This is a genomic window from Serratia sp. BNK-33-b (genome assembly GCF_048684565.1).
In the GTDB taxonomy this organism is placed as follows: domain Bacteria; phylum Pseudomonadota; class Gammaproteobacteria; order Enterobacterales; family Enterobacteriaceae; genus Serratia; species Serratia marcescens.
Window position 1 is genome coordinate 563,611 of sequence record NZ_JBLQTZ010000001.1, and the last position, 17,923, is coordinate 581,533.

Below are 17,923 nucleotides of genomic sequence, written 5' to 3' on the forward strand. Positions count from 1 at the left end.
CTTTTGCATTGAATCCCCTTTTCGAGCGTCAAACACTCCCCAGAGACCTGGAGGAGTGCATTACCGCGTTCACGAAAATCAGAGCGATTTCTGTGATGCCAGCGGTTTTTGCGCCCGGCTGAAGACCAGTTTAAGCACCCAATACAGCAGGCTGGCAGCGACCAGGGAATTGATGGTCGGTACGCCCCATTCGGTCGCCAGGCCGACGGCGCCGCCGGCGATGCTGGCGACGATCGCCGCCCAGCCGATAGTTGGCGTTTCGTTCGGCAACTGGCCGGTACGGCGGCTCTCATCCAGGATCTTGCGATGGCTGCGCAGCAGATAATAGTCCACCAGCATGATGCCGATAATCGGCGGGAAGACCACGCCAAGCACCGTCAGGAAGTCGACAAAGCGGTCAAGAATGCCCAGCACCGACAGCGTGGTGCCCAGAATACCGATCACCAGCGTAGTGTAGGTGTACTTCAGCTTCTTGCCGGTGATGCCTTCCACCGCGTTGACGATGCCCAGCGAAGAAGAGTACAGGTTGAGATCGTTGACGCGCAGGGTGGAGAACACCACCACCAGCAAACCGGCGCCGCCGGCCGCTTGCGACATGATGGTGACCACATCCGCGGTGCCCAGGGTTTTGGCGATCAGGATCGCCAGGCCGTTCACCACGAACTCGCCGGCGATGATGGTGAAGAGCGTGACGCCGAGCACGTGCTTGCCGTTTTTGGAGTAACGGGTCAGATCGGGGGTCATCAGGCTGGCCACGATGGCGCCGCCGACGACGATGGTGATGCCGGCGCTGATGGTCAGCGGTTCACCCGGCGGCGCCAGCTGGATGATCTCCTGCAGGTTATGGCCGGAAAGCGCGGTCACCGAAATATAGGCCACCAGCATGATGAACATCGGCACCGCGATACGGGCGGCGATGCGCAGCGCCTTGAAGCCGAATGCCACCAGGATGGTCAACAGCGTGCCCGAGAGCCCGGCGGCCAGGCCAAAGCCCAGCTTATTGCCGAGCGCGAAGTCGAGCGATTTGGCGAAAATGGCGTTCTGAATGCCGAACCAACCCAGCAGGCTGACGGCAACCACCACGCCGATCAGCACCGAGCCCAGACGGCCGAAACCGCACCAGCGCGCCAGCAGGCTGCCGGAAATGCCTTCGCGCATGCCTGCCAGCCCCAGGCCGAAGGTCACCACGCCGAAGATCAGGCTGCCGACAAAAATGGCGGTGAAGGCGTCAATCAGCGTCATGGAGTTGCCGAGCACGGCGCCGAGCATGAATTGGTCCAGCGCGGTCAGCATGCCCATATGCACGATGGCCACGCTTAAAAACGAAACTCGTTTATCTTGCGGCACCCGGGTGAGCGGATAATCTTCGATCTTTATCACGGTGAGATCTTCCTTGCGGTTCAAATAAACTGAATGCCTTTGGTTATCAGGCGATCGGGAATGTAGTTATCCAGATTGGCGTATTTGCAGTATTCCTCAAATTGCTGCTGAGTATGCACGTTGGCCTTCTGGTAAATGTTATAAATGCGGTTTTCGATGGTCTTATTGCTGACATTATAGATTTTGGCTATCTCTTTCACTGTAAATCGTTGCAGCATAAGGAAAATGACATCGAGTTCGGCACGGGTGAACAGCTCGTTATTGACTTCGGTGGTCAACACGCTGGGTTTTTGCTGGTTGATGTACTTCAACGGCGACAGGCTGTTCATCGGCTTGGCGTTCCAGATCACGCCAATCACCTGTTTGTCATCGTTGTACACCGGCAGCTTTTCGCTGATAAACGGCGTCAGGCTGTCTTTGCCGTACCAGTAGTGCGTTTCTATGACCGTGACCCGATCGCGCGCCGCTTCGGTCATTTTGTCATGTTCGATAAAGTCGGCGGCGGAGTCGGCCCAGTCGGCGGGGAACTCGTGGTCATATTTGCCGGCGACGTCGAAATTCAGCGGCGTATTGGTATAGAGATAAGCGGCGCGGTTCATATAGAGGTGGCGGGACAGGTGATCTTTGATGCCCCAGGGTTCGCTCAGGTGCTCCATCATGGTGATGAGGCCCTTAAAATAAGATTCATTATTTTTATGCGATGAACCCATACCCACCTCTGTGCCGCTCAGGCCGCGTTACAGGCTTTTAGCCAGATAATGGCGGGTGTGGCGATGCGCATAGTCGCCCAGTTCGCCGTAGACCCGGTAGCCCAGTTTTTCGTAGAAGCCTCTGGCCTGGAAATCGAAGGTATCGACATAGGCCATATGGCAACCGCGCTTGCGGGCTTCTTCTTCGGCCAACTCCATCAATTGGCGGCCGTACCCGCTTTTGCGGCATTGATCGCCAACCCACAGATACTGCACTTCCAGGCCGCCCCACCAGGTGCGCGCGACCAGGCCGCCGACGATCTGCTGGCTGTCGTCGGTAACGGTCAGGAACAGCGGGTGAATGTCTACGGGCTGGGTTTTATGATTGTGCGCCCAAAGGCTGTCGATAACGAACTCTTCATCCTGCGGGTTGGGTTTGTCGGTGATATTAATATTCATTTTTAATATAATTCCCTGATTTAATTATTCAAAACTGAACTAGGCGCTTTCGCCCCAACCGCTTCTAATATCACTTTCGTTAATGTATTTCAAGGGTGGTTTTCACCCTTTTCCACCTGGTGAGCGGGCGCTTATGATAGGCGCCACAGGGAGAAGAAAATAGTGAAACAGGCGGTATTAAAACGCTGAAATGCCCTGCTTACACCATCTTTTCCTACTTGCGCCTCACCAGGGCCCCACCGGGAAAACTGCAGTACTGTATGGCTCCACCGGATAGAGCAAGCTCACTTGCCGACGGGGGAGCCACTTTGTTTTTTGACGCGCTCGCCCGCGGCCACCGTTCTCTGTCTCAGATATTAAACACTCTTCTTATCAGAAGATATGCGCCGCAGATGAAAATGTGGCCGATACCTTCTGAGCCGCGGATTCAGTCTTCTGCGATGACGCTGTCCAGCGCCGGCTCGATGGTCGCGCCCAGCATGGCGCCGTGCCCTAAGGTGGGCCATTCCCGATAGCCGACGGTGAAACCGTCGAGCTGCGCCAGCTGTTCGGCCAGCAAATGCGTTGCGTCCGCCGGCAGAGTGGGGCTCTTCACGCCGGGCGGGGCCGCGCGATCGCGTTCCGCCAGGCCAACCCACAGTTGCAGCCTTACCGCCGGCGTCGCGCGCCGTTCCGTCCTCTGCTGCGCTTCTTGCAGGATCATGCCATTGCCCCACCACAGCGAGGGTTCCACGGCGATATAGCGCTGAAAGGCGGCGGGATGGGTAAACAACGTGTGCAGAACGAAGAGCCCGCCGTAGGAGTGCCCCCACAGCGTCTGCCGCTGCGGATCGACCGCCAGTCTGGCGGCGATCGCCGGTTTGATCCGAGTTTCAATCAATTGCAGGAACGCATCCGCGCCCCCGCCGGACCGCGGCGGTGTCTTCATGCCTGCCGGCAGAGGGAGCGTATAGTCGTAGGCGCGGCCGGCGGCATCGATGCGCAGATCGTTGTCATAGCCGATCATGACTAGCACCGGCGGCCGCTTCGCCGCTGCCAATTTGGCCAGTAAGGCGGCGTTTAACTCCATCAGCACCGCGTTGCCGTCAAGGAAATAAATCGTTGGATAGCCGTCCGGCTCAGGCGCCCGATGCGGTTGGGCGATGCGAACGCGATAATGCCGTCGGCCATCGGCGGAGGTGAAGCGCAGGTCGCTGAAACGGTAATCCGCAGAATCGCTATCGGCTACGGTAGCGCCGATCTTGCGTTCCAAATCGGGCCTGGCCAGCACGGAGCCCGGCAGCCAAAGGCCGATGGCGAGCGCCAGAAGCGCAGAGATAAAATGCCGGTTGGACAAAAACATGCGGGTTAACACCTTCGGAAAAAGGCCGATAGTAGCATCCGTTCGCGCCCGGCAAAAACCTAGCTTTAGGGCGGACATTCCGGCCGAGAATGGCGGCCAAAACCCGGAAGAGGGGCGCCAGTTGCTTTGCCGGGTTAATAGCAACTCATTGTTATTATTGGTAAGTCAGGAATAAGAGAGATTGCAATTAATTAGAAATGGTTATGATTTTTATGGTGAGAGGAATGGCGAAGGGAGGGGGAACTACACGGTTATCAACGATTTTTAGCAAAAAAAGCCCTATAAAATAGGGCAAAGACACACAACAACACCAGGGAAACTTTCCGGTATCTTATATTATAGCTTCCTATACATATAGAACATTTTATTATAAATATGTAAGCGATTCTTATTGATTATTTAATGCCATTATTTTTCAAATGGTTATGTGGTCCGGCTGAGGCATTGCTCTTGGGTCGGCTGCGGGCTATCAGGGATGGGTGGCGGGGCTTTTCTGTAACGGCGGCATGAACAAGCGAGGTCATTGGCCCGATAACCCTCAGGGCAATACCGGCCGGCAGGCTGCGAACATGCCGGCCGGTATTCCTCCTCGCGCTGGATACTGCGCCGCACGATCTTCTCTGCGGGCGTCCGGTGAAAATCAGTGCTGTTGCAGCGTCAGCATCTTGCCAAGCAAAATATCGGTCGGCGGCAAAATATCCGTATCCAACCCGGCGGAGGGGGTAAAAGTCAGCTCGCCAAAAATGATCTGGCCTTGCGAGATGTAGAAATCAACGCGAACAAACTCAAAGGGCGCCGACAAGCGAGTGGCGTACTCAAACAGTTCATCATATCCCTCAGGTTTCACGAAAGCGTTTATCTCCTCCTGGCTCAATGCCAGGCAGTCCTCGCTATAGCAAAGGAACTTGAACTCTTTGTCGAAGAAGTAATATTTTGGCGTCCCGGTATCCCTGCCGACGCACAGTAAGGTGCAGTAAGGCACACCGCGGAAACAATAGATTTTATAGTCTTCAGGCCCGTGACCATTGGCCGATTCGATATATTTTTCCCCAATGATCTTTTTTTGTATCCCTTTGTAGTTGAGTTCTACATAGGTTTTCCAGTAATCGTCTTTCATCCACCCATCAATCAGATGAGAGGCGCTTTTAATGTTCAACGATTGCTTATTTTGGCAAATTAAATTATACCCTGAACCGTGGTTTCCCTTGATGACAAATTTATCAGGCAGCGTTTCCCACGGTATTTCCTGCACTGAATCACAGGAGAAATACAACTCATTAAGAATCTCTTCACATCCCTTTTCTTTGATGTACTCTCTCACCGCATATTTATCTGCACATTGAGTCACTAATGCGTTATTACTGTAGTCATTCAACTTAAGATGATTTATCTTTTCATTCCAGGTTGAGGGGGACTGTAAATTCAGCGGTTTGCCAAATGCCCTTTTGTATATCAATCTGGCCTTGAATTCGGGGGCTAATACGGCCAGCTGATTCAGAATAAACTTCTTGAATTGTCTCTTCATATACGTAATTCCATCAAAGCATAATGACAATGATTAAGACGTTCTTGTATTTAAAACGCGGGCGGCACGCTTTCACTGCGCCATTGAATGGCTGTCGGCGTTGTTCCCAGATCAAATGGCTTGTGCTCTAACGCCCGATTAAGAATGCGGGCCGATCGCCAGGCCATCAGGCTCAGCTGAGGATCGGCAATGCCGTGATTATGCATACTGGCGTTCATCGCAAATAAGCAGTTCTCCGCTGGGCCTTCCCACTCAAAGGTAAAGTCAGGGGCTATGCGGTATTCGCCGTCCGCAGTCTTCAACAACCGGTGGGCCAAAGGCTCAAGGAACTCAGGCGTCGCCGATTGATAACCGGTGGCAAAGATCACCACGTCCGCCTTGAAGGTTTCCTGGCCGTGATCGAGATGATGACGCGTTTCGAGCTGGTAGGCGTTATCCAGCGTGTGTTTCACGGCCATCAGCGAACGGCTGGGTAGCAGGCGCACCCATAATTTCTCGCGCAGGACGTCGAAGCGGTGGTACATGGCGCGATAAATCGCCAGCAGCGACTCACTGGTGATGCCATCTGAGGTCATCTTCTGTTCGGCCAGCATATGCCGCTTGGCCGCGCTGTCCAGTGAGTAAAAGCTCTCGACGTAATCGGGCGTGAAGTATTCGTTGGCAAAAGCAGCCTCATCGAGCGCATTGTAGTTGTTGCGGCGCGATATCCAGTCGAGCTGCTCCGGCTGCCCCCATTCCCCTTTAAAAATATTCAGGAACAGATCTGCGCCGCTCTGGCCGCCGCCGACGATCGCCACGCGTTTCCCGGTCAGATCGGGGTTGCGCAGCATCATTTCGCTGGCGTGGAAACAGCGATCGCTTTGCGTCGTCACGCAATCCGGCAACTTTATTTTCTTGCCTATACCTATGCTGACGTGTTTGGCGTGGAAGACCTTATTCGAGGTGGTCACCACGAACTGGCGCTGCCGATCGTCAAATTCGACCCGCTGAACGTCTTGATTGAATGCCAATGATCCCATACCGGCGGCGGCCCAGGTAAGGTAATCGGCGAACTCTTCGCGCGATGCGGTGCGCTGCTCTGTCGTCAGGAAACGATAAAATTTTCTGTTTTTCACCAGATAGTTGAGAAAGCTGTAGCGATTGGTTGGGGCAACCGCACTCACTAAATCTTTTAAGAAGTTGGTCTGCATACTGCAATCCGCCAGGATCATCCCTGGGTGCCAGGAGAAGTGAGGCTTGCGTTCAAGGAATTGTCCCGTAAATCCCTCTATTTCACTTCCTAAGGCTGCCAGGCTAAGATTCGATGGGCCAAGGCCAATACCGATGATATCCAAACGCTGATTCATTAATAAGCTCCAGTATAATGAGAATAATACCCAGAAATACGGCTGCAGATAGGGTGGCTTATAGCAACCAGGCTGCCTTTTTCTTATAAGTAAGCTTCACGAATTAAATGTAATTAAACGGTGTACGGGCCAAAATGCCGTATTTTTAAATGCCCGTTGAGAATTCGGTAGCGCATCAGGTAAAGGCTACAGGCGTATTTCTTTCCATGAAAATCCCTATGAAGGTTTGCGCGTGTATTTAATGAATATTCCTAAGTAAAAATCCGATGCCGCCTGATTCATCAAGCCATGAAAACGGCCACCAGGGAGGATGTCCACCGTATGAGTTCTTATCTGCTTTTCTGGTGTATATGCCATTGCATTGCCGGGATCGGTGTATTCGTTGCTTAGAATAGCCTTAAAATAGGCGCGGGGAAGGTGAAATAACGTGATATTAGAGGCAGGATGCTTTTTGCAAAGATGAAATCGGAAGTGAAATTATGAAATTTGTGCGTTGTGAGGTGGTTTTTATCATTTAATTCAACGTGTTATTTTGTTTTTTGCGGCAGAGTATCACACTCTTTCACTGAGGTGATACGCACGCTTCTGTACCTTTATCTCCTCTTGTTGCCCCCCGAACGGCAATATTTTACCCCGAGTTGCATCACCCTAATGGGCGCGGATGGTTCGCGTTAACTACCGGGGTCAGGATTCGTTTAATTAATGCCGGACAAAGGCTGGCCGGAGAGGACGCTTGCTCGAGCCGAGTGTGAAAAAACCTGGCCACGTTGGCGCAACGATCGCGTCCGATCCGGCAATCTGCCTTGTCATCATCATTGACCATTCTTACCGACAATAAAAATCTTTTGGTCAGCTCGGGGCATTTTTGCGCGCTGGACAGAATGACAACCGTTGCGCCAAAACCGTGAAGACCTGCCAGGTTGATCAATCACGGGAGCTTCAAATTGCTGAGGTAGTCATACTGGGCTTGCGAAATGTCCAGTTCCCCATCGCTGAAAAAGACTTTTATAAACATATCGCCCTGGCCGACGATATCGACACGTTGGTAGGTTCCCGTCACAAAACGGCGCACGATAGCCTGAATGGCAGCGGTATGATTAGCAGGAACTGCATTGTTATCCGTGACTTTCTGTTCAAAAGTAATAGGGTGCTCTGCCTGAGGATCGGGACTGTATTGTGCGCGTTTGGCTGCGCTTTCGAACTTGAAATCATTAAAGGCGTTGTGGGTGGAGTTAAACATATCGGCAAGGTTTTTGATATGCGCCGCCATCTGATTCACGACCATGGTTTTATTGGTCACGAAGCGTTTACCCAAATAAGTGCCAGTCACTACCGCGAGCTGGGCGGCATTTCTGCCTAAAATGCTGCCTACGCCAGAACCGGCCCCCGTCCATAATCCCGCGATCAAAACCAGTCCGGCTCCGCCGACGGTACTCGATGCGATATTCTCAAAATGCTGAACACGTGCCCCCATTTGCCATGAGGTTCCGGGAAAAGAGACATTAATGCGGTTATCCAGGTGATTAATTCTTCCGCCTGGTCGTTGTCCTGACTCAATATTATTGGCTGTCAGCCGGCGGTTGTTTTCATCTTTGAGTTCACCCAGCGTAAACGCGATCTGTCCGGTCTCCGTTTTTGTTAATCGAAAGACTTCTTCTGGTGACAGAGACCTGACGAGGATCAGAGCCTCATTTAAAATCTCACGGGTCAAAAAGTTGGCTGACACCCGATTATTCGATTCGTGTTGCGATGTCAGAGCTAAAATTTCATGTGACTTAGGAAATGCCATAATCCCCCCGCCATTACGATATGCACCGTAATGTGATTAGCTTTCTTTATTTTGCTTAATATCCCAGCCCATCTGCACCGAAGCTCCTTTATTGCCTTGCTTCGCTTGCTCCCAATATTCCATCGATACTTTACCGGCCTGAAAAGAGTATTCAATGCCTAGCGTGGAACCGTGCTCGACACCGATGAAGTCGGTATGAGTCACTAATACATTTTCCAGGGTAATACGGGTATATTCCACTTCCTGCCCACCGGCTTTGCAAAGCGACAACTGCACTTTGGCGAGGTGTTTACCGGCCGAGCAGTATTTCAATAAGGCAGGTGTCGCTTTATCTATCAGAGCCTGTACGGTCAGATCGCGAAAATTTACTTTACCCGCACCGCCGCCGCCGCCAACGGCCATATTGCCAGGCTGCCGCGCGCCCCAGTTAAAGGAAAAGACATCGATCCATTGCTTGTGATTCGCATTTTTCGATTCGCCATTAATGCCTTCAACTTTTAAAAACATATCCATTGCCATGATTTTATCACCCGATCATTAACGTATTGTTAGGTGCCCGAATGCGCTTAGCTCTCTTTATTCTGCTTGATATCCCAACCAGATTTGCTTTCCGCGCCTTTAGTGCCGCTGCTGCCTTGTTCCCAGTAACTCATGGTGACTTTTGACGCCTGGAAGGCGTAATCAACCAGGATCGCATCATTTTGACCGACACCGTTAAAATCGGTTTGCGTCACCAGCACGTCTTCGAGAACGATTTTGGAATATTCCACCTGGTTGCCGCCCGCTTTGCAGACGGAAAGCTCGATTTTCGCGACATGTTTTCCACTGGAACAATATTTAAGAATGGCGGGCGTAGATTTGTCGATAAGCGCTTGAATACGGAGGTCTTGGTAATTCACTTTCCCGGAACCGCCCCCACCGCCGACAGCCATATTTCCTGGCTGTGAAGCCCCCCAGTTAAACGAAAGTACGTCGGTCCATCCTTTATGATTGCTGTCTTGGGACTCACCCGTCATTCCTTCAACTTTCATATACATATCAATTGCCATTGTCGTCGGATTCTCCATTATTTCGCGTTGGTAGCGGAATAGGTTAAAAATGTCTTATCAATGGGTAAAATTCAGCATAGCCTTATATGAATGAATTAACAGCAATGTTGTTTTTATTCGGAATGTTCCTAGTTTTAATCCAATATGTTGTGATTTAACAAAGTGATACCGTTATAGGTTCGTGGCTATATTCCATCACCGAATGACAATAAAACACTCGATAAACGGAGAATAGGCGTGCGCTCGTTTGACGCTTGGGTGGTCGGGGATTGGGGGGCGGGCCTTTCGTGAAAGTGGCATCTGTAATGCGAAATTGCACATCCATCGGATGATGCGGTGGCGCTTGAGCGCTGGCCTGCAGGGTGAGGTCTTCAGACCGAATAATCGAACGCAGTTCGATGGAGAGTCCGTACCTCAGAAAGCGAAAAACCCGCCATAGGCGGGTTCTTCTGAATATGGTGCCGGACTCGGAATCGTAATTTGTATTAAATGTATGAAATAAATGTAAAATAATCATAATAACCTTAACTGTACCAACAAATGTACCATCAATTTATAAATGTGATTGCAAATAAAGTCAATTATATTCAATTGGTTATGACAACATACCCTGCCAAACCTCACTTAACAATCTTCAAGTCTGGACTGATTGTTCCGCTGCTTTTCCCTGCTCTATTCAATAGATTACCGTCACCAAATCCGATATGTTTACTCATAACATATCAAAGCGATAAATAAAGCCAGAAGGACAGATGCCACATGACCAAAGCGGAGATCGCCAGCGCTGTTAATGAATGGTTCAACATTGATAATTACAGCGTCCTGCAAAATTTGACAGTAGAACAACTTTTCCAAGAGATAGAGAACAGGATTGTCGTTTATCGTATGGAGCAAAACCGGGCAGAGTTGTCTCCTGAAAACCTTAGCAGGCATCAGAAATATTATGAAGAGCTGATTGAAGGTAAAGTCGTGTTTGGTGATGTTTTCGGTGGACCAGTAAAAAGACTGTCTTCCAGCTATGCTGTCAAGCCTGTAACACACCAAGGGCTATGGGAGGTGGCGGGTTATGTTGCTGCTTTCGATAAATACGTAAACCCGGAAGGAAAACCCCTACCTCATATGGAAGTCTCGCACTATCTGAAGGAAGCCGGGGTAAACAACGAGGGGCTGATGCTGGTTCAAATTAATCTGGCGGAAACTTCATCCGAAGAAATCATCAATCACCTGAAAGTGATGGTGCCTGAGTGGAAAGAACAACTACAGGCTCCTGAGCCTCCAGCCAGAGATTTTCGCTTTGGGGTCAGCAACCTCAAGAGAATACTCGATTACAACATCATTCCCATCATGGATTTGCTGTTCTGGGCGCAGGATGAAGAGGTCAGGATTGGTATGCCGCAACTGACCAGCTTTTTATACCCTGATGAGTTCAAGGACGGTATCCGTGATGTTGATAAGGTGAAATCAACAGATCATCCGCTGGCAGTAAAATATCTGACAAAGCTTGCTCACTATCGGTCTTTTGTCGATTTTACATATAGATATGATGACAGAAGGCACTGGAAGGTTCAGGATCTGATCAGAGAGGAACTTGGTAAGGATGAGCAATCCGGTCAGGACTGATCTTCCAAGAGGCGGTGTGCTGCGCAATGCAAATATCGCCTATATACTCGTGATACTTCAAATTGCATGTTGCTCTTGCAGCATTGTCCCCACAAGGCTTGGCACATACCACTGACCAAGCATGCACCTTCAAGTTTATCGTGTATATTCACCTAAGCTGAACATACCCTGTTTTTTCTCTTTCAAAAATCTGCGTAAAAAACTTCTTCTCGAACGTCCCTCTTAAATCACAAGAAAAACCCATACAATTATCTCATCGAACAACACAGGAGATAAATATGGTTCAAATCAAAACAGATAAACATCCCAAGCTTATTCGTTTACCTGAGGTAATGAACAGAACCGGATTCGGGAAGACATGGATATATGAGCTTATTAAAGCGGGTTGCTTTCCCGCACAGATAAAAACAGGTGTAAGAGCAATCGCCTTTATTGAAAGTGAGGTGGATGCGTGGATTGAACGAGCTATTCAGGTATCACGAAAACAAGCAGTTTAACAAATATTATCCATATAATGATCTAAGGAGGTTTTATGTAAACATAACAAAGTAAAACTGTTGTAAATAATATCCCTTACCAAAATCATACAGATTTCTGTAGGGGGACATTCACTTAAAAATAAAGAAGGAAATAAACATGAGTAATGCAATAACAGAAGTCCACGAAATCAAAGTTTACAATGAATCTACCAGATTATTCCTTGTGAAGTCATTTTATTGCTATGAGCTTTATATCAGTAATATGCAGGAATACATGGGCGATAGATTTGTTAAAATGGTTGAAGACAGAATATATATGGATGATGTTTTTGACAAGGTAATAGAAAACAGTAAGGAAGGATTTAATAAGTTTCTTAAGGAGTGTAAAAGCTCAGGCTCTCTCAGAGATGTTTTATTCGATGAGGTCAAAGTGAATCTGAGACATATGCACAACGTTATTTTTAACTCAAACTAATGGTCATATGGTCAGTATATGGCCCCGCAAGGGGCTAATAATCAACTCAATAAAGGAACATTTAAATGAATGATAATATTGCAATATCATTAAGTTTGCTATGTGAGCAAACACCTGAAATACTCTGCACCATCCAAGCAAGCGTCAGTACGTTCATTGCGCTATGCGGGTATTCAGCCGAGGAAATAATGGATGATGAAAACCTGACAGATGCGTTGAACAGTTATGTTAATAACGAACTGGTCAGTGAGATGGATTTAAGATACGGATCAGTGAACATTAATCTGGTTTATAAAAAGTAGTTATCTGTTTATTCCTATTCCGGGACTAAATAAGTCAAACAAACATGTAAAAATGAGGATTGATTATGTCTAAAGAAACTATAGTAACAAATAAGTCTACACAGCTTTTCCTTGATCTTGCTATAAGATCATTGGAGGCAAGCTGGAAGCTTTTTCAGGAAGTGAATGGAGATGGAGACGCTAATGACTATCTTGATGATCCTGATTTCATGAGTCCATTTATTATGAACATCATTGACCATATTCAGAATAACTTTGAGAGATTTACAACCCAAGAAGGTTATAGTGGGAGTATTAATGAAGTTAACTTCGAGCAGATTGCTGTTGTGTTGGTGTGCCATTCAGAACGATTCAGGAAATGAATTCTAAAAGTTGCCCCGCAAGGGGCTAACTAAAAAACAGTAAATAAAAACAGGAGCCAAAAATGATTGATGAATTTCATGTGTTGTATATGTATAAAAAAATCAAAGCCGAAGCTGCGGCAACAGATATGAAAACACTGGAACGGTTTTTGAAGAAGTTCCGCAAAGTTGTTGCGGAGCGTCGGGAAGAATACTATCAGGAGATTGGTGAGAAGAAGGCTCAAAAGCTAAGGGCAGAAAGATTACAACAGTTGCTTAAGAAAATGGAGCGTGATCGTGTATCACCACATGAGTTATAAAATAAAACCACCATATTGGTAATATACTGCCAGTATGGTAGTTTTATTCTAGATAGAAAATTTTCGGCGCTTTGTTGCTGATGCATTAAAATCAGAAGATATATCTGAAAGTTGCTCAATACTTTGCTCAACAGAACGCTGGAACTCAAGAGCCGCTTCTGTGCGCTGCTTTATGACGAGAGCGAAGAGTTCATCAGGTGTTTTTTCTAATAAAGTTTTTCTGTAGAGCATGGATTCCTGAACCTTCTCAAGTCTCTTGGATGCAAGAGCCGATGCATGGCTAATAGGATTAAGTTCTTCAATAAATTTTTCAAGCAGTGATTTCTTCTTTCGGTCTAATCTAAGGAGATTAGTGTGCGCAGATTTAAATTCTTTTGCTTCAATCAAGGGGGAGCCATTGGTTCTTAATCTGCGATATTCATCTCTGTATTCAGACATCGTTGGATATTTTTTTAATGCTTTGATAGTGTTCAGATACTGAATTAAATCATCATTGCCTAATTTTACTTTCCTCATATACACCTCGTAAATAAAATAGTGGATATATTTATATTACGAGATATAGTGTAAGTGTCAAATATAACCGGGAAATAAGAATGATAATATTCAGATGAAAACTATATTCTTTCTTTTTGATCAACATCTTCAGGATAATCAACAAAAATGTCATCTTCTGAAACAGAGTCCCAGTCAATATCTTCGTCGGGAGTAGAAAGTAAAGGTTTATCATCTCCTTTATCGATGGGTTTTTCTGCGTTGTTTGTAAGTACCGTATCTTTATAAACGGTGACGAATACGTCTTCTATACCTTCACTGGTCGTTCTCAGCGACTTCTTAACATATTCTTTCCTTGTGGCATTTAATGTTCTGTACTGGCCTTTCAGAAAGAGATTTGCGTTTATCATGGTATGCTTCCCTTCTTTGACCAGAATGCCTTTATTTACTAGCTTGTTCCAGCATTTACACACGTTAGATTTGCTCATATTAAGCTCTTCTGCGAGTGCCGACTGAGATATACTGGCAATGAGGTTTCCATGCTGCATGAGTTTACATAAGCGGATCATTATTGTGTATTCTGCGCCAGACATATTTTTTCCGAGCTTTTCCAGATTATCAAGAAAAGCATGAACATAGGCTATTCCCGGTTGAATATCAGAGCTTCTCTCTTTTTTTTCATTTACGGTTATTTTATCTTTTCTGTTTCTGTTATAAAAACTGTAAATCTCCAGTTTCTGTTTGTCTGTAAAATGATTTCTGTTTATATATTCTTCCACTTCTTCACTGCTGGAGGTCATTATTGTATTGTAATCAATGCTCATCGGTTACCCTTTTATTGTTTTTATGTTTATTCTATATAATGCAGGATATACTTTTGTCAAAAATAAATGTGAAAAAAGGAAAAATAATACACTTTTGCGAAATAGTGTTCACTTCTTTCTGGAAATTTTAACTATAAAAAAGTTTCCACAGAAGAAACTTTAGTTTCCGTACAGGAAACTTCGGTTTCCACAGAAGAAACTTAAATTTCCGTACAGGAAACTTTTTCCGTGAAATCTCTTTTAAATATAATAGGTTACGCCTCCTTAATACTATAATATGTTTAATAACCTTAACGGGAAGTGTGCCGGTTAAATGGCACTGTCTATTTTTTTTTTTTGCTTTGTTTTTACTTGATGTTATGGACAGCAAGTGATTGTTTTATACAATCACGAAGCGCTGCTGATTTTTTAGTAAATATACAATTGTTTTTCCTCTACGTTATAGCGGCTACGCCGCAATTCTTTATGGATAAATCCATCATTAACAGGGATGACCCCTGTTTCAGCAATGTGATTGTTTTGGACAATCACAAAGTGCTGCTGTGGATATTGTTTTTCTGTAAACTTAAGAATAAATGCTATATATCGAAAAAGAATCTGATCTTCGGTAAAAGGATCCTTTCCATATTGCAATTAAATAATGGAAAATGTGTTAGCCATTAAATCCCGTTGGATATCAGCGTCAGGGCGTAGCCGTGCGGCAGCACATGAGCGTTAGCTCATAGGATAAATATCTTTTCAAAAGAGAGTAATAAACAGGCAGTAAACCTGTTCTGAAGGGTAAGTTAAATTGGATTTTCTTCAACAGGAAATAGTATTTTTTATATAAGACAAGGAGAAGCATACAATGAAAACTATAAAAATAATAAACATCTTTAAAGCGAAAGAAAATATTCCCTTTGTGACCTGTTTGAACACCAGCATGGAGGAAAATGAAAAAGGAATAAACCTCACGCTGGAAAATGGTGAAAACATTTGCATTAAAGATTACGGTTATTACTTCCTGTCAGAAGCCGACGGTGATTTGGACAGGGAGCAAATGGTAAACAGCTATCGAAGGTTAATTTCTGAACTCGGCCAGATGAGTGAAGAAACGATAACATCATTAATGCCCTAAGCTGAATACGTCATCATTGTTGATTTTGTCGTTGGTTTTTATAACTTCATGACAAACATCGCATTTAAGTAAAATTGCTGTTCGGTTAGTATTACATCAACTTAACCACAAACATGACAATGAAAAGGAAATGGATCGTCAACACACCTTGTGTGCTGCTTCGTCCTTTATCTCTTAGAACATCCAGCCAAAGCCCCCAACTGTGGCGTTCCATTGCTGACCGCGGCTATCAATCAATTGATATAAAAGATCAATAATTTACTATTGATAGTATTTGCCGATTGAAAACAATTGATTGATCGTTATTCTAATTGCTTAAATCGATCAATTCTGTTTACTTGATAGTTTAAATCTATCGTTTGTTTTTTATCGATCGATTTAAACGATATGACGAACATCGAAAATAATTCAATTCTATCAATTGGTTAAACAGACTGTTTGTGGATCGGGTGTGATTAGGCCAAGAATAGGATCTCTTTCCTTTCAATCCTGTCACGAAGAGTCAGTTCGTTAACATTGATGGGATATGAAGATGAAAAAAATCTTACTTATGGCAGGCGCTGCGCTGGTGCTGACGGGCTGCAGTGAAAAAGGCGACTTTGAGAAAGCGATCAACACCAAGATTGCTCAATCAAAAACTTGTTTCTCACTGAGAAACAACAATGTCACATTCCCTGTCCAGCTCTCCAAACCACGATTTGACGAAACAGGCACTGGAACAGGATCTGTGATCCTCGACGGCCTCGTAGAACAGGGCTTAATGGCCTTTGTTAAAGGCTGGGATAACAATAAGCTTGGGGTAACAGATGAAGGTAAACAAGCCAAAATCTGGGATGCCAAGGAAGGTGTTTGTATTGGTCGTCGGGTTGTTGATGAAGTCAAAGAATGGACCGAACCGGGTAACGGTAATCAGAAAGTTGTTCGCGTCACCTATACATGGAAGTTAACTGATGTTCCATCATGGGTGGACAAAAGCGCATTCTCTGGTGTGAAAGGGATGAATGAGCCTGCCGATGGTGCCATGAATCTTGTCAAAACCAGCAATGGCTGGAAAGCGATCTAAGGGGCCTATCATGGAAAACAAAACTATCCAGTGTCCGTTTTGCCTGAAAGAAAGTCAGAGAGGTGTCCATGTCTGCACCGGCTGCATGGCAACTGTTTTGTATGGAACTTACCCCGGCTGGTATGCTTTCGTTGTTATAGTATTGACCTTCGGCCTGTCTATACTAATCGGAATGTCTGCAGGTATGGCGGGAGCTACTATCAGCCTACCAATCATTGCGGCTGTTGGATTTATAGCTGGTAAGGCGATATTCTCTGACAATGTTGTGTTTAGGCGAAGGATTTAACGGCTGAAAATATAAATTTATCACAAAGCCCCAAATCGTGGGGCTTAGTTATATGTATGGAGAGACTATTCATTTTTTTATTTCTTTGCGCGTTTCATTGACTTATCTGAACCAGTTAATTTTGTATTTTTTGCAGTGTCATTCATTATTTTCATGATATTTTCTTGATCCATATTAGTGGCTGATTTTTCAAATTGTTTATGCATGTGAAGTATGTATGACCGGAGTGTGTTGGGGATTTGTTTGATTGAAGATAGATCTATTGTCCCTTTTTTTAGCTCTGCTGATTTATTTATCTCATCAACATTCCAGCTATCCGAGAAAATATGAAAATATATGAACGGTAGTTTGAATACGGCGAAAAACCTATGGGGGTTATCATAGAATCTTACATCCTGTGAGCCAATAGAACGTTCAAGGCCGTAAGTTAAATAGGACGGTAAGTTATAATAAGGCGAATCACCATAAAATGGCGTGATAAAAATTTTTGTTTTGCATTCACCAGAAAGTATTTGTGTTTTAGCTGAGTGTAAAAAATCATCTAATAATGAAGAGTCTTCAGGTGTTCTATCGTTGGGGATTTCTTGAGTAGTTAATAGCGCCCGCCAAAAAATTGAGAGTATAGCTAATCTTATTTCTTCACTAACCACTATATCTTTCTTTTGCTCTCTATAATTGGCAATTTTCTTAAAAACCTCATTTGATAATTTTTTTTCAAGGACAGATAAATTTATCTCGCAATCTGCGCACAACAGATATTCTTTAGGTCCATCCTGATGCCTTTTGTTTACATCGTTGATATCTCTGAGGTATGGAGTTTTTGAGGTGTTCTTTATCCAGTCATATGCGAACTTGGGTATGCTGTGAGATTCTCTCAATATAATGTTTTCGGTATCACAGAGAGCACATTTTCCATATTTAACGTCATTGTCATTCATTTGAAATCGATCCTTCTCATAAAAAACGTTTAGTTATTTTAATCATAATCATAAAAAAATACAAATGATTTTTGTTAAAGGTCA

21 protein-coding genes are annotated in these 17,923 nt (G+C 45.5%); 9 read left to right on the top strand and 12 right to left on the bottom strand.

The window, feature by feature from the left end; translation table 11 throughout:
* Nucleotides 1-78: 78 nt before the first annotated feature.
* The 9 genes from ACMGGK_RS02640 to ACMGGK_RS02680 all read right to left on the bottom strand — a co-directional run bounded on the left by ACMGGK_RS02640 (nucleotide 79) and on the right by ACMGGK_RS02680 (nucleotide 9,579).
* Nucleotides 79-1,380 (bottom strand): cytosine permease, encoded by a 1,302-nt coding sequence (locus tag ACMGGK_RS02640; RefSeq protein WP_028127599.1) that lies wholly within the window; start codon nucleotides 1,378-1,380, stop codon nucleotides 79-81.
* A 20-nt stretch (nucleotides 1,381-1,400) separates the two neighbouring features.
* The gene (locus tag ACMGGK_RS02645) at nucleotides 1,401-2,090 is read right to left on the bottom strand and encodes a helix-turn-helix transcriptional regulator (protein ID WP_004937346.1); all 690 of its coding nucleotides are present in this window, start codon (nucleotides 2,088-2,090) and stop codon (nucleotides 1,401-1,403) included.
* Between the two features lie 27 nt (nucleotides 2,091-2,117).
* Complete coding sequence (locus ACMGGK_RS02650; RefSeq protein ID WP_016930107.1) at nucleotides 2,118-2,528, bottom strand: GNAT family N-acetyltransferase; 411 nt, start codon at nucleotides 2,526-2,528, stop codon at nucleotides 2,118-2,120.
* Nucleotides 2,529-2,955: 427 nt separating this feature from the next.
* Nucleotides 2,956-3,870 (bottom strand): alpha/beta hydrolase, encoded by a 915-nt coding sequence (locus tag ACMGGK_RS02655; protein ID WP_049299860.1) that lies wholly within the window; start codon nucleotides 3,868-3,870, stop codon nucleotides 2,956-2,958.
* A 640-nt stretch (nucleotides 3,871-4,510) separates the two neighbouring features.
* Nucleotides 4,511-5,395, bottom strand: coding sequence for an ATP-grasp fold amidoligase family protein (locus tag ACMGGK_RS02660; protein ID WP_016930105.1), 885 nt, complete (start codon nucleotides 5,393-5,395; stop codon nucleotides 4,511-4,513).
* Nucleotides 5,396-5,445: 50 nt separating this feature from the next.
* The gene (locus ACMGGK_RS02665; RefSeq protein WP_151254411.1) at nucleotides 5,446-6,741 is read right to left on the bottom strand and encodes a lysine N(6)-hydroxylase/L-ornithine N(5)-oxygenase family protein; all 1,296 of its coding nucleotides are present in this window, start codon (nucleotides 6,739-6,741) and stop codon (nucleotides 5,446-5,448) included.
* Nucleotides 6,742-7,669: 928 nt separating this feature from the next.
* Nucleotides 7,670-8,530, bottom strand: a complete 861-nt coding sequence (locus ACMGGK_RS02670; RefSeq protein ID WP_228009761.1) for a hypothetical protein — start codon at nucleotides 8,528-8,530, stop codon at nucleotides 7,670-7,672.
* A gap of 36 nt (nucleotides 8,531-8,566) precedes the next feature.
* A complete protein-coding gene (locus ACMGGK_RS02675) occupies nucleotides 8,567-9,049 on the bottom strand; it encodes an Hcp family type VI secretion system effector (protein WP_420276657.1) in 483 nt (160 codons plus the stop codon).
* A gap of 47 nt (nucleotides 9,050-9,096) precedes the next feature.
* Nucleotides 9,097-9,579 carry an Hcp family type VI secretion system effector gene (locus tag ACMGGK_RS02680; protein WP_004937362.1) on the bottom strand — a complete coding sequence of 161 codons (483 nt, stop codon included), beginning with the start codon at nucleotides 9,577-9,579 and terminating at the stop codon, nucleotides 9,097-9,099.
* 759 nt (nucleotides 9,580-10,338) lie between these two features.
* Here ACMGGK_RS02680 and ACMGGK_RS02685 point away from each other — a divergent pair.
* The 6 genes from ACMGGK_RS02685 (at nucleotide 10,339) to ACMGGK_RS02710 (ending at nucleotide 13,116) form a co-directional block, all read left to right on the top strand.
* Nucleotides 10,339-11,199 carry a DUF6387 family protein gene (locus ACMGGK_RS02685; RefSeq protein WP_420276658.1) on the top strand — a complete coding sequence of 287 codons (861 nt, stop codon included), beginning with the start codon at nucleotides 10,339-10,341 and terminating at the stop codon, nucleotides 11,197-11,199.
* Nucleotides 11,200-11,477: 278 nt separating this feature from the next.
* Nucleotides 11,478-11,696 (top strand): helix-turn-helix transcriptional regulator, encoded by a 219-nt coding sequence (locus ACMGGK_RS02690; RefSeq protein WP_191931077.1) that lies wholly within the window; start codon nucleotides 11,478-11,480, stop codon nucleotides 11,694-11,696.
* 139 nt (nucleotides 11,697-11,835) lie between these two features.
* On the top strand, nucleotides 11,836-12,153 hold the full coding sequence (locus ACMGGK_RS02695) for a hypothetical protein (RefSeq protein WP_191931078.1): 318 nt from the start codon (nucleotides 11,836-11,838) through the stop codon (nucleotides 12,151-12,153).
* A gap of 65 nt (nucleotides 12,154-12,218) precedes the next feature.
* Nucleotides 12,219-12,455 carry a hypothetical protein gene (locus tag ACMGGK_RS02700; protein ID WP_191931079.1) on the top strand — a complete coding sequence of 79 codons (237 nt, stop codon included), beginning with the start codon at nucleotides 12,219-12,221 and terminating at the stop codon, nucleotides 12,453-12,455.
* Between the two features lie 65 nt (nucleotides 12,456-12,520).
* Nucleotides 12,521-12,817 (top strand): hypothetical protein, encoded by a 297-nt coding sequence (locus tag ACMGGK_RS02705; protein WP_420276659.1) that lies wholly within the window; start codon nucleotides 12,521-12,523, stop codon nucleotides 12,815-12,817.
* A gap of 62 nt (nucleotides 12,818-12,879) precedes the next feature.
* Nucleotides 12,880-13,116, top strand: coding sequence for a DNA-binding protein (locus ACMGGK_RS02710; protein WP_186385794.1), 237 nt, complete (start codon nucleotides 12,880-12,882; stop codon nucleotides 13,114-13,116).
* A 48-nt stretch (nucleotides 13,117-13,164) separates the two neighbouring features.
* Here the strand turns inward: ACMGGK_RS02710 and ACMGGK_RS02715 are convergent, their stop codons facing one another.
* Nucleotides 13,165-13,632, bottom strand: a complete 468-nt coding sequence (locus ACMGGK_RS02715) for a DUF4756 family protein (protein ID WP_420276660.1) — start codon at nucleotides 13,630-13,632, stop codon at nucleotides 13,165-13,167.
* A 101-nt stretch (nucleotides 13,633-13,733) separates the two neighbouring features.
* Entirely contained in the window at nucleotides 13,734-14,435 is a 702-nt protein-coding gene (locus ACMGGK_RS02720) for a hypothetical protein (RefSeq protein WP_420276661.1), read from the bottom strand.
* 847 nt (nucleotides 14,436-15,282) lie between these two features.
* On the opposite strand from ACMGGK_RS02720, the gene ACMGGK_RS02725 reads away from it, so the two are divergent.
* The 3 genes from ACMGGK_RS02725 to ACMGGK_RS02735 all read left to right on the top strand — a co-directional run bounded on the left by ACMGGK_RS02725 (nucleotide 15,283) and on the right by ACMGGK_RS02735 (nucleotide 16,901).
* Entirely contained in the window at nucleotides 15,283-15,552 is a 270-nt protein-coding gene (locus ACMGGK_RS02725) for a hypothetical protein (RefSeq protein WP_420276662.1), read from the top strand.
* 532 nt (nucleotides 15,553-16,084) lie between these two features.
* Nucleotides 16,085-16,615, top strand: coding sequence for a membrane lipoprotein lipid attachment site-containing protein (locus ACMGGK_RS02730; RefSeq protein WP_420276663.1), 531 nt, complete (start codon nucleotides 16,085-16,087; stop codon nucleotides 16,613-16,615).
* Nucleotides 16,616-16,625: 10 nt separating this feature from the next.
* Nucleotides 16,626-16,901 carry a hypothetical protein gene (locus tag ACMGGK_RS02735; protein ID WP_191931085.1) on the top strand — a complete coding sequence of 92 codons (276 nt, stop codon included), beginning with the start codon at nucleotides 16,626-16,628 and terminating at the stop codon, nucleotides 16,899-16,901.
* A 77-nt stretch (nucleotides 16,902-16,978) separates the two neighbouring features.
* Here ACMGGK_RS02735 and ACMGGK_RS02740 read toward each other — a convergent pair whose 3' ends face one another.
* Nucleotides 16,979-17,839, bottom strand: coding sequence for a hypothetical protein (locus ACMGGK_RS02740; RefSeq protein ID WP_420276664.1), 861 nt, complete (start codon nucleotides 17,837-17,839; stop codon nucleotides 16,979-16,981).
* Nucleotides 17,840-17,923 lie beyond the last annotated feature (84 nt).